The sequence below is a fragment of the Massilia sp. NBRC 108631 genome, from assembly GCF_059704565.1.
This window is the reverse complement of record NZ_BAAKJE010000186.1, coordinates 1-13,948: the sequence shown is the minus strand read 5'-3', so window position 1 is coordinate 13,948 and position 13,948 is coordinate 1. Positions and strand designations below refer to the sequence as shown.

At 64.4% G+C, this 13,948-nt stretch carries 14 protein-coding genes; 10 read left to right on the top strand and 4 right to left on the bottom strand.

Features of this window, described 5'->3' with window-relative positions; translation table 11 throughout:
• Positions 1–106 precede the first annotated feature (106 nt).
• The 8 genes from rpsA to AC6H42_RS20445 all read left to right on the top strand — a co-directional run bounded on the left by rpsA (position 107) and on the right by AC6H42_RS20445 (position 7,561).
• Positions 107–1,786 (top strand): 30S ribosomal protein S1, encoded by a 1,680-nt coding sequence (rpsA, locus tag AC6H42_RS20480; RefSeq protein ID WP_056402965.1) that lies wholly within the window; start codon positions 107–109, stop codon positions 1,784–1,786.
• Positions 1,787–1,804: 18 nt separating this feature from the next.
• On the top strand, positions 1,805–2,110 hold the full coding sequence (locus AC6H42_RS20475) for an integration host factor subunit beta (RefSeq protein ID WP_050408958.1): 306 nt from the start codon (positions 1,805–1,807) through the stop codon (positions 2,108–2,110).
• Positions 2,111–2,214: 104 nt separating this feature from the next.
• Positions 2,215–2,520 (top strand): LapA family protein, encoded by a 306-nt coding sequence (locus tag AC6H42_RS20470; RefSeq protein ID WP_057158906.1) that lies wholly within the window; start codon positions 2,215–2,217, stop codon positions 2,518–2,520.
• A gap of 27 nt (positions 2,521–2,547) precedes the next feature.
• Positions 2,548–3,723, top strand: a complete 1,176-nt coding sequence (gene lapB, locus AC6H42_RS20465) for a lipopolysaccharide assembly protein LapB (RefSeq protein ID WP_057158905.1) — start codon at positions 2,548–2,550, stop codon at positions 3,721–3,723.
• Positions 3,724–3,785: 62 nt separating this feature from the next.
• Complete coding sequence (gene rfaE1, locus AC6H42_RS20460) at positions 3,786–4,730, top strand: D-glycero-beta-D-manno-heptose-7-phosphate kinase (RefSeq protein WP_057158904.1); 945 nt, start codon at positions 3,786–3,788, stop codon at positions 4,728–4,730.
• A gap of 13 nt (positions 4,731–4,743) precedes the next feature.
• A complete protein-coding gene (locus AC6H42_RS20455) occupies positions 4,744–5,646 on the top strand; it encodes an FAD:protein FMN transferase (RefSeq protein ID WP_497548823.1) in 903 nt (300 codons plus the stop codon).
• Between the two features lie 99 nt (positions 5,647–5,745).
• Positions 5,746–6,078, top strand: coding sequence for a ComEA family DNA-binding protein (locus AC6H42_RS20450; RefSeq protein ID WP_497548822.1), 333 nt, complete (start codon positions 5,746–5,748; stop codon positions 6,076–6,078).
• Positions 6,079–6,205: 127 nt separating this feature from the next.
• Entirely contained in the window at positions 6,206–7,561 is a 1,356-nt protein-coding gene (locus AC6H42_RS20445; RefSeq protein ID WP_497548821.1) for a M28 family peptidase, read from the top strand.
• 96 nt (positions 7,562–7,657) lie between these two features.
• Here AC6H42_RS20445 and AC6H42_RS20440 read toward each other — a convergent pair whose 3' ends face one another.
• The gene (locus tag AC6H42_RS20440; RefSeq protein WP_057158900.1) at positions 7,658–9,421 is read right to left on the bottom strand and encodes an FAD-dependent oxidoreductase; all 1,764 of its coding nucleotides are present in this window, start codon (positions 9,419–9,421) and stop codon (positions 7,658–7,660) included.
• A 130-nt stretch (positions 9,422–9,551) separates the two neighbouring features.
• Between AC6H42_RS20440 and AC6H42_RS20435 the strand changes: the two genes are divergently transcribed.
• Positions 9,552–10,091 carry a GNAT family N-acetyltransferase gene (locus AC6H42_RS20435; protein WP_057158899.1) on the top strand — a complete coding sequence of 180 codons (540 nt, stop codon included), beginning with the start codon at positions 9,552–9,554 and terminating at the stop codon, positions 10,089–10,091.
• A gap of 90 nt (positions 10,092–10,181) precedes the next feature.
• Entirely contained in the window at positions 10,182–11,084 is a 903-nt protein-coding gene (gene cysM / locus AC6H42_RS20430) for a cysteine synthase CysM (RefSeq protein ID WP_497548820.1), read from the top strand.
• Between the two features lie 62 nt (positions 11,085–11,146).
• Here the strand turns inward: cysM and AC6H42_RS20425 are convergent, their stop codons facing one another.
• From AC6H42_RS20425 to AC6H42_RS20415, 3 genes are all read right to left on the bottom strand, one after another.
• Entirely contained in the window at positions 11,147–11,458 is a 312-nt protein-coding gene (locus AC6H42_RS20425; RefSeq protein WP_056402943.1) for a hypothetical protein, read from the bottom strand.
• A gap of 435 nt (positions 11,459–11,893) precedes the next feature.
• The gene (gene mltB, locus AC6H42_RS20420) at positions 11,894–13,054 is read right to left on the bottom strand and encodes a lytic murein transglycosylase B (RefSeq protein WP_057158897.1); all 1,161 of its coding nucleotides are present in this window, start codon (positions 13,052–13,054) and stop codon (positions 11,894–11,896) included.
• A partial coding sequence (locus AC6H42_RS20415; RefSeq protein ID WP_497548819.1) for a DUF4129 domain-containing transglutaminase family protein occupies positions 13,051–13,948 on the bottom strand: 898 nt, incomplete at its 5' end. The genes AC6H42_RS20415 and mltB, both read right to left, overlap by 4 nt.

The following is a 13,948-nucleotide window of genomic DNA, read 5'->3' as shown; positions in this document are numbered from 1 at the left end:
TGGTTGCCGGGCAAGCTCTGAGTGCCTTGGCAGTTTATTAACCCTAACCCAGTTGAAGCCGCATGGTGCGGGTCTTACTGGCTAACCTGGAAGTACTATGTCTAATATGGAAAGTTTCGCAGCCCTCTTCGAGGAATCCCTGTCCCGTCAGGACATGCGTTCCGGCGAAGTGATCTCCGCTGAAGTCGTTCGTCTGGATCACAACTTCGTGATCGTAAACGCCGGCCTGAAATCGGAAGCTTTCATCCCTGTTGAAGAATTCAAGAATGACCAAGGCGAACTGGAAGTCAAAGTAGGCGACTTCGTTTCCGTGGCCATCGAATCGCTGGAAAACGGTTTCGGCGATACCATCCTGTCGCGCGACAAAGCCAAGCGTCTGGCTTCGTGGCTGGCTCTGGAAAAAGCAATGGAATCCGGCGAAATCGTCGTCGGTACCGTCAATGGCAAAGTCAAGGGCGGCCTGACCGTTCTGACCAACGGCATCCGCGCGTTCCTGCCAGGTTCGCTGGTGGACACCCGTCCTGTCAAAGACACCACCCCATTCGAAGGCAAGACCCTCGAATTCAAGGTTATCAAACTGGACCGCAAGCGTAACAACGTCGTTCTGTCCCGCCGCGCCGTCATCGAAGCTTCGATGGGCGAAGAGCGTCAGAAACTGATGGAAACGCTGAAAGAAGGCACCGTGGTAACCGGCGTGGTGAAAAACATCACCGACTACGGCGCGTTCGTGGACCTGGGCGGCATCGACGGCCTGCTGCACATCACCGACCTGGCATGGCGTCGTGTGCGTCACCCATCGGAAGTGCTGACCGTTGGCCAAGAAATCACCGCGAAAGTGCTGAAGTACGATCAGGAAAAGAACCGCGTGTCCCTGGGCGTGAAACAGCTGGGCGACGATCCTTGGACCGGTCTGTCCCGTCGTTACCCACAAGGCACCCGCCTGTTCGGCAAAGTAACGAACCTGACCGACTACGGCGCGTTCGTTGAAGTGGAACAGGGCATCGAAGGCCTGGTACACGTTTCCGAAATGGACTGGACCAACAAGAACGTTGCTCCTAACAAAGTTGTCCAGCTGGGCGACGAAGTAGAAGTGATGGTTCTGGAAATCGACGAAGAGCGTCGTCGTATTTCGCTGGGCATGAAGCAGTGCAAAGCCAACCCATGGGACGACTTCGGCGTAACCCACAAGAAGGGCGATAAAGTCCGTGGCGCCATCAAGTCGATCACCGACTTCGGCGTGTTCATCGGCCTGGCCGGCAACATCGACGGCCTGGTGCACCTGTCCGACCTGTCGTGGACCGAGTCCGGCGAAGAAGCCGTGCGCAAGTTCAAGAAGGGTGACGAACTGGAAGCCGTGGTTCTGGCCATCGACGTTGAGCGCGAGCGCGTTTCCCTGGGCGTCAAGCAACTGGAAGGCGACCCGTTCAACAACTTCGCAGCCATCAACGACAAGGGCGCACTGGTAACCGGCACCGTTAAATCGGTTGAGCCTAAAGGCGCCGTGATCCAGCTGTCCGAAGAAGTCGAAGGCTACCTGCGCGCTTCCGAAATCTCCCGCGATCGCGTGGAAGATGCCGGTACGCACCTGAAGGTGGGCGATTCCGTGGAAGCGCTGGTCATCAACATCGACCGCAAAGCACGTTCGATCCAGCTGTCGATCAAAGCTAAAGACAATGCTGAAACTGCAGAAGCCATGCAGAAGATGGCATCGGTCGACAGCAGCGCCGCTTCGGGCACCACCAGCCTGGGCGCACTGCTGAAAGCCAAGTTCGACAACAAGAACTAATAGCATCAGTCAACGTAGATGACCAAGTCCGAGTTGATCAACCGCCTGGCTGAGCGTTATTCTCAGCTGGTGGCCAAGGATGCGGAGTACGCCGTCAAGACGATACTCGATGCGATGACCGGCGCGCTTGCGAGCGGCCAGCGCATCGAGATCCGCGGCTTCGGCAGCTTTGCTTTGAATAGCAGGCCGCCCCGCATCGGCCGCAATCCGAAGTCCGGCGACAAGGTGATGGTGCCCGAAAAACGGGTGCCGCACTTCAAGCCTGGCAAGCAGTTGCGCGAGCGTGTCGACGCGATGGTGGGCCAGCCCATCATCGAGGACTGAAGCGTCTACATGACGGTAGCCGGGGCGGGTGCAAGCCTGTTCCGGCTGATGTAAAAGAGCGGCGTCCCTGGATGCCGTTTTTTTTTGAAACGGGAAGCTGACGAATGAAAATTGTTTCCACTGTTTTTGGTTTTATCCTGTTCGTGCTGTTTTTCGGCTTCGCATTGAAAAACACCCAGGAAGTGAATCTGGTCCTGTTCCTGAATTACGAATTACGCGGCCCCCTGGTGCTGATGCTGCTCGGCTTCTTTGCCGCCGGCGCCTTCCTCGGCGTGCTCGCGCTCACCCCCACCGTGTTCCGCCACCGGCGCGAAGCGACCAAACAAAAATCCACCATCCAGACGCTGCAAACCTCGGCCCTGCAGGTCAATGCCCAGCCGCAGCCGGACAGCGTGAATACTCAGCAGTAATGCCAACAATCGTCCTATAAAAAAAGCATGGAATTCGAACTCTGGTGGTTATTGGGCATGCCCATCTTCTTCGGCCTGGGCTGGGTCGCCGCGCGGGTGGACATCCGCCAGCTGGTGTCCGAATCGCGCACCTTGCCGCGCGGCTATTTCAAAGGCTTGAACTTCCTGCTGAACGACCAGCCGGACAAGGCCATCGACGCCTTCATCGAGATCGTGCGCCTGGACCCGGAAACGGCCGACATGCACTTCGCGCTGGGCAACCTGTTCCGCCGCCGCGGCGAAACCGAGCGCGCCATCCGCGTGCACCAGAACCTGCTGTCGCGCCCGGACCTGCCGCCCGAGCAAAAGGCGCACGCCGAGTATGAACTGGGCATGGACTACCTGAAGGCCGGCCTGCTGGACCGCGCCGAGGAAACCTTCAAGCGCCTGCTCGATACCTCCTACGGCGTGCAGGCGCGCCGCTCGCTGCTGGAGATCTTCCAGCGCGAAAAGGAGTGGCCGCGCGCGATCGAAGCGGCGCTGGGCCTGCAGGAATCGGGCGCCGGCGCGCGCCAGAAGGAAATCTCGCAGTTCTATTGCGAAATGGCGCAGGATGCGCTGGTCCACATCCACCCCGAAGAAGCGCTGCAGCTGCTTGAGCAGGCCTTGCAGGCCGACCGCACCAGCGTGCGCGCCACCATCCTGGTGGGCGACGCGCAGCTGATGCAGGGCGACGTGGAAGCCGCGCTGAACACCTGGCGCCGCGTGGAGCAGCAAAGCGTGCCGCACGTGGCGCTGGTGGCGCAGCGCCTGATGGACGGCTACAAGAAGGTCGGCCGGCCGCAGGAAGGCGTGTCCGTGCTCAAGTCCTATTTGGAGCAGGCATCGTCGATCGACCTGCTGGAAGTGGTGTTCAAGGCCGTCATCGAGCTCGACGGCGTAGGCGCCGCCAAGCAGCTGGTGAGCGACGAGCTGCGCCGCACGCCGACCCTGCTGGGGCTGGACAAGCTGCTGGAAGCGCGCATGATGGACGCGCCGGCCGAGCTGCTGTCGGAACTGTCGATGGTCAAAGGCCTGGTGCACGGCTATACCCAGAAGCTGGCGCGCTACCAATGCGGCCATTGCGGCTTCAAGGCGCGCCAGTATTATTGGCATTGCCCGGGCTGCAGCAAGTGGGAATCCTACCCGCCGCGCCGCACGGAAGAACTGAACGTAATGAATTGATGCGCCGGCGGGTTACGGCTGCGCCTAACCCGCCGGGCGCGCCGCGACCCTGAGAGACCGCCATGAGCACTTCCGTGACCACCTACCAAGCCCCTGCACTCGACCAGGTACGCATCCTCGTCGTGGGCGACGTGATGCTGGACCGCTACTGGTTCGGCGATGTCAGCCGCATCTCCCCCGAAGCCCCGGTGCCCATCGTGCGCGTGGACAAGCGCGAAGCGCGCCTGGGCGGCGCGGCCAACGTGGCGCGCAACGCGGCCGCGCTGGGCGCGCACGCCGGCCTGCTGGGCGTGGTCGGCGCCGACGAGGCGGGCGACCAGGTCGAGCAGTTGCTGCACGGCGGCGGCATCCACAGCTACCTCAAGCGCGACGAAGCCATCTCCACCATCATCAAGCTGCGCGTGATCGGCCGCCAGCAGCAGATGCTGCGCATCGACTTCGAAGAGCCGCCCAGCGACACCGTGCTGCGCAACAAGCTGATGCAGTACAAGGCGCTGCTGGCCGACTACGACGTCATCATCCTGTCCGACTACGCCAAGGGCAGCCTGGTCAACGTGGCCGACATGGTGGCGGCGGGCCGCGCGGCCGGCAAGGTCGTGATGGTGGACCCGAAGGGCGACGACTTCACGCGCTACGCCGGCGCCACCGTGCTGACGCCGAACAAATCCGAATTCCGCCACATCGCCGGCGGCTGGAGCAGCGAAGAGCAGCTCACCGCCAAGGCCCAGAACCTGCGCCGCGAGCTGCGCCTGGACGCGCTGCTGCTGACCCGCTCGGAAGAGGGCATGACGCTGTTTACCGAACAGGAAGTGTTCCACATCCCGGCCGACGCGCGCGAAGTGTTCGACGTCTCCGGCGCCGGCGACACCGTGATCGCCACCATGGCGGCCATGCTGGGCGCGGGCGCGGGCTGGAACGAGGCCGTGCAGACCGCCAACCGCGCCGGCGGCATCGTGGTCGGCAAGCTGGGCACGGCCACCGTCACGCGCGAGGAATTGTTCGGCTAAGGTCCGGCGCGCCATGAACGCCCTGTTCAACGTCGAGTTCCAGGCCATGGCCAGCCCCTGCCAGGTGCTGCTGGCGGCGGCCGGCGAAGCCGAGGCGCGCGCGCTGGCCCAAGCTGCCATCGCCGAAGTGCTGCGCATCGAAACCAAGTACTCGCGCTACCGCGCCGACAGCGTGGTTAGCGCCATCAACGGCGGGGCGGGGCGCGGGCCGGTGCAACTGGACCCGGAGACCCTGGCCCTGCTGCAGTACGCCGGCCAGCTGTTTGAGCTGAGCGGCGGCCTGTTCGACATCACCACCGGCGTGCTGCGCAAGGCCTGGAACTTCAGCGTGCCGCGCGTGCCCGCGCCGGATGAACTGGCGCCGCTGCTGGCCTTGACCGGCTGGCGCCGCGTCGAACGCGACGCAGGCAGCGTGCGCCTGCCGCAGGCCGGCATGGAGCTCGACTTCGGCGGCTTTGGCAAGGAATACGCGGCCGACCGCGCCGCCGCCATCCTGCAGGCACAGGGCGTGCAATCGGGCTATGTGAACCTGGGCGGCGACCTGCGCGTGCTGGGGCCGCAGCCGGACGGCAGCCCGTGGCGCATCGGCATCCAGCACCCGCGCCCGGGAGGCGAGCACGACCAGACTATGGCGTCCATCGACGTCAGCAGCGGCGCGCTGGCCACCTCGGGCGACTACGAGCGCTACTTCGAGCTGGACGGGCGGCGCTACTGCCACATCCTCGATCCGGCCAGCGGCTATCCGGTGACGGCCTGGCGCTCGGTCAGCGTGCTGGCGCCGCTGACGGTGGCGGCAGGCGCTTGCGCCACCATCGCCATGCTCAAGGGCCCGCAGGGGCTGGACTTCCTGGCCGCCAGCGGCAATGCCTGGCTGGCGCAGGACGCGGCCGGCGGACTGCACAGCTCGGGTGTTTGACTTTCATCAAGCTTGCCACGTCAACTGCGCTCAGCCGTAGCCGTTGATGGGAAGCGCGGCGGAACCCCGCCGTCGCTATCCCACCTGATGGAGAGAGACATGATGAAGAAACTGATGATGGCAGTCGCCGCGCTGGTGGCGACGATGGGTTTCGCATTCGCACAGGTCGATGTCAACAAGGCCGACGCGGCCGCGCTGGACGCCGTCAAGGGCATCGGCCCGGCCAAATCGAAAGCCATCCTGGATGAGCGCGCCAAGGGCGAGTTCAGGGACTGGGCCGACTTCGAGACGCGCGTGAAAGGCGTGGGCGAGAAGAACGCCATCAAACTGTCCGAGGCCGGGCTGCAGGTGAACGGCAAATCGCGCGACGGCGCAGTCGCCAAGCCGGCCAAGGCTGACAAGATGGCCGCCGCCCCGGGCGCGAAAAAGTAATTCCGCCTGACCCAGCCCCGCCGCGTCATGGCGGGGTTCTGCAACTTGCCGATACAAAAATCCCGTTCCGCCGCGCGCGGGCTTCATGAGAAGATCGTAGCCTGTTACCACCACAGGACGCGCCCGCATGGCTCACCGTTCCCTCCTTTTGCTGGCCGCTTTGGCCGCCGGCAGCGCCGCCGCCGGCCCCGACACCGTCCGCCGCCAGCCCGGCATCGACCAGATCGTGCGCGACATCTCGCCGCAGCGCATCGAGGCGCTGGTGCGCAAGCTGGTCTCCTTCCAGACCCGCCACACCATGTCCGAAACCGGGTCCGACACCGTGGGCATAGGCGCAGCCAGGCGCTGGATCAAGCGCGAGTTCGAGCGCTGCAACGCGCAGAATGGCGGCCGCCTGCAAGTGGCGTTCGACAGCCACGTCGCGCCCGTGTCGCGCCGCATCAGCCGTCCGACCGAGATCGTCAACGTGGTGGCCACCTTGCCCGGCACGCAGGACGCATCGAAGGAACGCATCTACGTTGTCAGCGGCCACTACGACTCGCGCAACACCGACGTGATGGACGCCACCGGCGCTGCGCCCGGCGCCAACGACGACGCCTCCGGCACGGCGGCCGTGATGGAAATGGCTTGCGTGATGTCGACGTACCAGTTCGACGCCACCCTGGTCTTCATGACGGTGGCGGCCGAAGAGCAGGGCTTGCTGGGCGCGGCGCACTGGGCCGAGCAGGCCAGGCAAAAGAAACTGAACATTGCCGGCATGTTTACCAACGACATCATCGGCAGCTCGCGCGACGAGCACGGCAAGGTGGACGACAAGAGCGTGCGCCTGTTCGCCGAAGGCTTGCCGGTGGAGAAGGAAGCCAGCGAGGCGAACCGCACGCTGATCCAGACCGGCGGCGAGAACGACTCCATCTCGCGCCAGCTGGCGCGGCACGTGAAAGAGCAAGGCGAGCGCTACGTGCAAGGCTTCAAGGTCAACGTCATCCAGCGCCGCGACCGCTACCTGCGCGGCGGCGACCACATGCCCTTCCTCGAGCGCGGCTACGCGGCGCTGCGCTTCACCGAGCCGGCCGAAGACTTCAAGCACCAGCACCAGAACGTGCGCACCGAAAACGGCGTGCTGATCGGCGACATGCCCGAGTACAACGACTACAACTACATCGCCCAGGTCACGCGGGTGAACGCCGCCGCGCTGGCCACGCTGGCGCTGGCGCCGGCCGCGCCGCGCCAGGTGCAGCTGCGCACCGCCCAGCTGGAGAACGACACGGCGCTGGTGTGGCAGGCCAACGGCGAGCCGGATTTGGCCGGCTACCGCATCGTCTGGCGTGAGACGGACGCGGCAGGCTGGCAGGGCGGCAAATTCGTCGGCAACGTCACCGAAGCGCGCGTGCCGCTGTCGAAAGACAACTACTACTTCGGCGTGCAAGCCATCGACAAGGACGGCAACGCCAGTCCCGCCAGCTATCCCGTGCCCCTGCGCTAAACATCTGCCATAAAAACAGGCAAGCTGAGCCGCATTCCACCCACATCGGGGTCAGACCCCGACGTGGGTGGAATGCGGCTCAGCTCGGCTGGGGAGTTACAGCTCGGGAGGGAGGTTGGCGAGGAAGGCGTGGATCTGGGAGACGACCGCGGCGCCTTCGCCGACCGCCGCCGCGACGCGCTTGGTGGAGTTGGCGCGCACGTCGCCAATGGCGAACACGCCCGGCACGCTGGTTTCCAGCGCGGCGCGCGCCGGCAGGTCGGCCGGGTACACGCCTTTGGCGAAGTTGGCGCGGCATTGCGCCTTGGTGACGTCGAAGCCGGTGCGGATGAAGCCTTTGCTGTCGACATCGACGCCGCAGTCGCTCAGCCAGCCGGTGTTGGGGTCGGCGCCGATGAACAGGAACACGCGGCACACGTCGTAGTCGGTTTCGGTGTCGCTCTTGCTGCAGCGGATGCGCACCTGCTGCAGGCCTTGCTCGTCGTCGCCTTCCAGCGCCACGATTTCACTGTGCGTGTGCAGCACGATGTTGGGCGTGGCCTGGATGCGCTCGATCAGGTAGCTGGACATGGTGGCCGCCAGGCTGGGCCCGCGCACCAGCATGTGCACCTTGGAGGCGTGCCCGGACAGGAATACCGCCGCCTGGCCGGCCGAGTTGCCGCCGCCCACCAGCACGATTTCTTCCGTCTTGCACAGCTTCGCTTCGATCGGCGAGGCCCAGTAGTACACGCCGCGCCCTTCGAACTGTTTCAGGTTGGCCAGCGACGGGCGGCGGTAGCGCGCGCCGCACGACAGCACCACGGTCTTGGCCTGCAGCCGCGTCAGGCTGCCGCACATTTCCACTTGCAGCGGGTAGGTGTCGCAGATCAGGCGCCCGGCCGGGGCCGGAATGGCGATCTCGACGCCGAATTTCTGCGACTGCACGTAGGCGCGCCCGGCCAGGGCGCCGCCGGAAATGCCGGTCGGGAAGCCGAGATAGTTTTCAATCCGCGCGCTGGCCGCCGCCTGGCCGCCGAAGGCGCGCGTTTCCAGCGCCAGCACCGACAAGCCTTCCGAGGCGGCGTACACCGCAGTCGCCAGCCCGGCCGGACCGGCGCCGACCACGATCACGTCCCACACCTTGTCGCTGCCCAACTCGGGCAGCATGCCCAGGCAGCGGCCCAGGTCCACATTGGTCGGGTTCTTCTTCACGCTGCCGTCCGGGCACACCACCAGCGGCATCTCGTCCGCCGTGGGCTGGTAGTGCTCGCACAGCGCCCGCGCCTGGGCGTCGTGTTTCGGATCCAGTACCGAGTAGGGATGGCCGTTGCTTTGCAGCCAGGTTTGCAGGTTGTGCAGACGCGGGTGGCTGGGCGCGCCCACCAGCACCGGGCCGCCGGACGGCGCCTCGATCAGCCCCACGCGGCGCAGGATCAGCGCGCGCACGATGCGCTCGCCCAGTTCGGCCTCGGCCACCACCAGCGCGCGCAGCGATTCGGACGGGATCACCAGCACTTCCACGTCGCCCACCGCGTCGCCGTTGACCAGCGACGGCCGGTCCGACAGCTGGCCCACTTCGGCGCAGAACTGGCCGGCGCCGTGTTCGATGATCAGCGACGTGTTGCCCAGCCCGTCGTAGCGGCTGATGGCCACCCGGCCCTTCAGGATCACCAGCATGCCGAAGGTGGTGCGGCCGGCTTCGAACAGGCGCTCGCCGTTGCGGAAATGGCGCACCGTGCCGAAGCGGTCCATGCGTTTTATTTCGGCCTCGGTCAGCGTCGGGAACATCTGGTGGCGGCGCGATTCGAGCGAGCTGGGCACGCCTTCGATGGCGTTGTTCGCGTTGGCTTCTGCCTGGAATGGGGTGTCGTCGTGTGCCATGGCGGGATTCGTTAAATGGAAGAGGGGAGGGCGTCACGAGCAGTCTAGCGCATGGCATCGCTTTCATGCCAACATCTTATTGGAGAGCTTGGCTGGTACAATCTTCCTTATTCTTTCTGACAACCCGCCCATGTCCGTTGTTCCTGCCATCCGCGCGCTCGATCCGCGCGAGACCGACCATTTTTTCGTCTACCTGAACGATCATTTGCAGGACAACGGCGCCGGCAGCCATCCGCTGTTCCAACCCATGCCGCGCAGCCGCTCGGTGTTCCCGGATGAGAAGGCCGCCGCTTTCGTCAAGGGCATGCGCATTGCCGTTGGCGAGCCGGGCTGGCGCCGGGCCTGGGTGGCCACCGGGCGCGACGGCATCCTCGGCCACATCGACCTGCGCGCCCGGCCGGAGCACGCCAGCGCCCACCGCGCCATGCTGGGCATGGGCGTGCACCGCCTGGCGCGGCGCCAGGGACTGGGCCGGGTGCTGCTGGCGTCCGCCCTGGACTGGGCCCGCAAGCAGGGCCTGGAATGGGTGGACCTGGAAGTGCTGAGCATCAATGAACCGGCGCGCGCGCTGTACCGCGACAGCGGTTTCCGCCAGACCGGTGAAATCGACGACATGTTCCGCATCGACGGCGAACAACTGGCCTACACGCTGATGAGCCTGAAGCTGTGAGGCTCTGGAAGCCCGGGTCCGACCTGTGCCGGGCGCGCTTTTGCGTCCCGGATTAAAATGATCTCTTTTGCTGAACGAAAACAGAACACGATGGCTTACATGACTATTGCCGATACGATCGGCAACACGCCCCTGGTGCAGCTGCAACGCATCCCCGGCGCCGACGCCGACGCGCGCGGCAACATCATCCTCGGCAAGCTTGAAGGCAACAATCCGGCCGGTTCCGTCAAGGACCGCGCCGCCATGTCCATGCTGCGCCGCGCCGAAGAACGCGGCGACATCAAGCCGGGCGACACGCTGATCGAAGCGACCTCGGGCAACACCGGCATCGCGCTGGCGATGGCGGCCGCCATCCGCGGCTACAAGATGCTGCTGCTGATGCCGGAAAACCAGAGCGAGGAACGCAAGCAGGCCATGGCCGCCTACGGCGCCCAGATCATGCTCACGCCCAAGACCGGCGGCATGGAATACGCGCGCGACATGGCCGAGCAGATGCAGAAGGACGGCAAGGGCATCATCCTGGACCAGTTCGGCAACGGCGACAACCCGCGCGCGCACTACGAAGGCACCGGTCCGGAAATCTGGCGCGACACCGGCGGCCGCGTGACCCACTTCGTCAGCGCCATGGGCACCACCGGCACCATCATGGGCGTGTCGCAGTACCTGAAGGAGCAAAGCGCATCGGTGCGCATCATCGGCGCGCAGCCGGAAGAGGGCTCGCAGATCGCCGGCATCCGCAAATGGCCGGAAGCCTACCTGCCGAAAATCTACGACAAGGCGCGCGTGGACCAGGTGGAATACGTGACGCAGGCGGCGGCCGAACGCATGGCGCGCCGGCTGGCGGCGGAAGAGGGGATATTCTGCGGCATTTCGGCGGCGGGCGCCTGCAAGATCGCATTGCGGATTTCGCAGACCGTGGAGAACGCAACCATCGTGTTCATCGTCTGCGACCGCGGCGACCGTTACCTGTCGACCGGCGTGTTCCCGGCTTAAGGTTTCAGGAAAACTTCATCCCTCCTCCCTGGCGAGGGGAGGGATCGCGAACCGGGCTGCAATCAGCCCTGGTTCGGGGTTTCGCCTTCTTTAGGCTTGAACTGCTTGTCGCTGATGCGGAACTTGTTGCGGCGGTCGCCCATCAAGTAGCGCAGGTCGCGAATGCTCAGGTCGCTCACTTCGTGCATGCGGATCAGCAGCGAAGCACCCACCGGCAGGCGGTGGTGGCGGATTTTGCTGATCACCGGCGGCGCCACTTCCAATGCGCGCGACAGGGCGGCATCGTTTTTCAGGCGCAGATTTTCGATCAGCGTGTCGAGCAGTCGGTTCGGATTGTATTGCAGCAGGTCGTCGCCTTCCGAATCGCTGTTCATATCAATACCCACTTGGTTAGTCATGATTCGTCTGTTCCTTGTAAAGTTTGTCCTGCAAAGTGAAACACTCGGAGCCTAGCCATGTTCATCCTTACTCGGGAACGAATTCACCACACGGACGGAATTCCGAAATAACAAGTTTCATAATATATACACAATTGTACAACATCACGCAATGTAATACTTACGAGCAATAAAAAATACCTCTGCCGCGTAGCTCTTGTTGTCGGTCCGCAACAATGTGTGAGAATTGACGCTGGTTGCGTGTGCTACCATGCCTCTGCGGATGCCGACGCATTCTTTGTCTTTTGAACAAAGTTGAGTATAGGGCAAAACCACCTTGCATTGCCGCACGATATGATTCCTGTCGTGTTTCCAACTATCAATTATACAATAGCTGCCAATAGGCAAGATTTCAAGGGGCTTTACGCTTCCTTACATCTCCCGCCGCGACAATTTGACAGCCCGGCCCAGTTCCAGCACCGACATCGCGTAGAAATAGCTGCGGTTGTATTGGGTGATGGCGAAGAAATTATTGGTGCCCAGCCAAAATTCGGTCGGCTCGGAGCCGTTCTGCAAGTCCACCAGGCCGAACAACATTCCTTCAGGCAAGGACGATGTGGTGACGACCCCGGCCGACATCAAGTCCTGCTGGCGGAATTTCGCTTCCAGGCCCTGGTTGATGTAGCGTTCCCACTGGCGGCTGGGCGACACGGTGGCCGGGTACACCAGCGGACCCGGATCGTCGCGGCGCCAGCCGTGCGCCACCAGGAAGGCCGCCACGCTGCCGATGGCGTCGGTGGGCGAGTTGCGCAGGTCGACCCGGCCGTCGCCGTCGAAGTCGACCGCGTACTTCACGATGTTGCTCGGCATGAACTGCGGCAAGCCCACCGCGCCGGCATAGGAGCCCAGCAGCGAGAACGGGTCGATGCCGGTCTGGCGCGCGTACAGCAGCGTGCTTTCCAGTTCGCCCTTGAAGAAGGTCATGCGGGCGTCGCGCGAGGGCGCCAGCGGGTAGGCGAAGGCCAGGGTGGTGAGCGCGTCCATGACGCGGAAGCGGCCCGTGTTGCCGCCATAGACGGTCTCCACGCCAATGATGCCGACGATGATTTCGGCCGGCACGCCGTACAGCGACTCGGCGCGCGCCAGCGCCTCGCGGTTCTCGTTCCAGAATTTCACGCCGCCGTTGACGCGCACCGGTTCGATGAACAGCTTGCTGTACGCCTGCCAGTTCTTCGGCTTGCCGGGCGGCGCGGGCTTCATCAGCTGCACCGCCGAATCCACGTAGCGCACCTGCATCATGGTCGCGTCCAGTTCCTTGCGGTCGAAGCCGTGCCTGGCGGCCATGTCGTCCAGGAAGGCGCCCACTTCCTTCCACTGGCCGAAGTTGACGAATTCGCCTTCGTAGTCGGTTTTCCTGGCGGCCGTCTTGGCCTTGGCTTTCTTGGCCGCGGCGGCCTTGGCTTTGGCCTTGCCGCCCTGGCTGGTTTGGGCGGATGCCGCGCATGGCGCCACGGCCAGGGCCAGGCCGCTAGCGGCCAATGCCAGGGCCAGGAAGGCGGACGAGAGGGTGTTGTTGCGCAAAGACAGTTTCATGTTGATCGTTTCAGCAAAATGGCCAGCCGTTTGGCGGGCGCCGTTATCTCGTCATCAGGCGCGGCGTATTTCAGCGCGCCATACAATTCCAAAAAGGCCTGCATGGCCTGTTTCTTGTCATCCGGTGCCTGCATCGCCTGCAAACGGCGAGCATAGCTGTGCGGTCCTTCGTGCGGCGCACGCGGCATGCCGCGCCTGGCCATCAGGCGGCAGAAGGCGGCGTACACCGCCTCCACCGGCTCCTGCGCCGCCCGCGCCCGCAGTAGTTTGCGCCACAGCACCAGCAGCGCGGCCACCGCAGCCAGCGCGGCGCCGCTGCGCCAGTTGCCGAGCGCGTCCGTTAGTTCCCCAAGGAAACTGCTCTGCCGTTCTGGATTGTAATCCAGGACCCATTGATTCCACGCATTATTCACCGCGTGCAGGCGGAATCTGAGCTGCGCCAGCCACGAATTGCTGTCATTGCGGAAATTCATCAACTGGCCCAGGCCGTCCAGGCCGAACGGCGCCTGCTGCGGCAGCGCGCGCCCCAGGCCGAGGCTGACGCGGTCCGGCGCCACGGCGGCAGTGGGGTCGACCCGCAGCCAGCCCTGGCCGGCGATCCAGATTTCGGCCCAGGCGTGGGCGTCGGACTGGCGCACGGTGAGGTAGCCGTCCACCGGGTTCAGTTCCCCGCCCTGGTAGCCGGTGACCACGCGCGCCGGCACGCCCATGGCGCGCATCAGCACCACGAAGGCGCCCGCGTAGTGCTCGCAGAAGCCGGCCTTGCTGCCGAACAGGAAATCGTCCACCGCATGCCGGCCCAGCAGCGGCGGCTCCAGCGTGTAGCTGAACTGCTGGGTGCGGAACATGCGCAGCACCGCCTGGGCCGACGCGGCCGGGCCGTCCGCTTGGCGC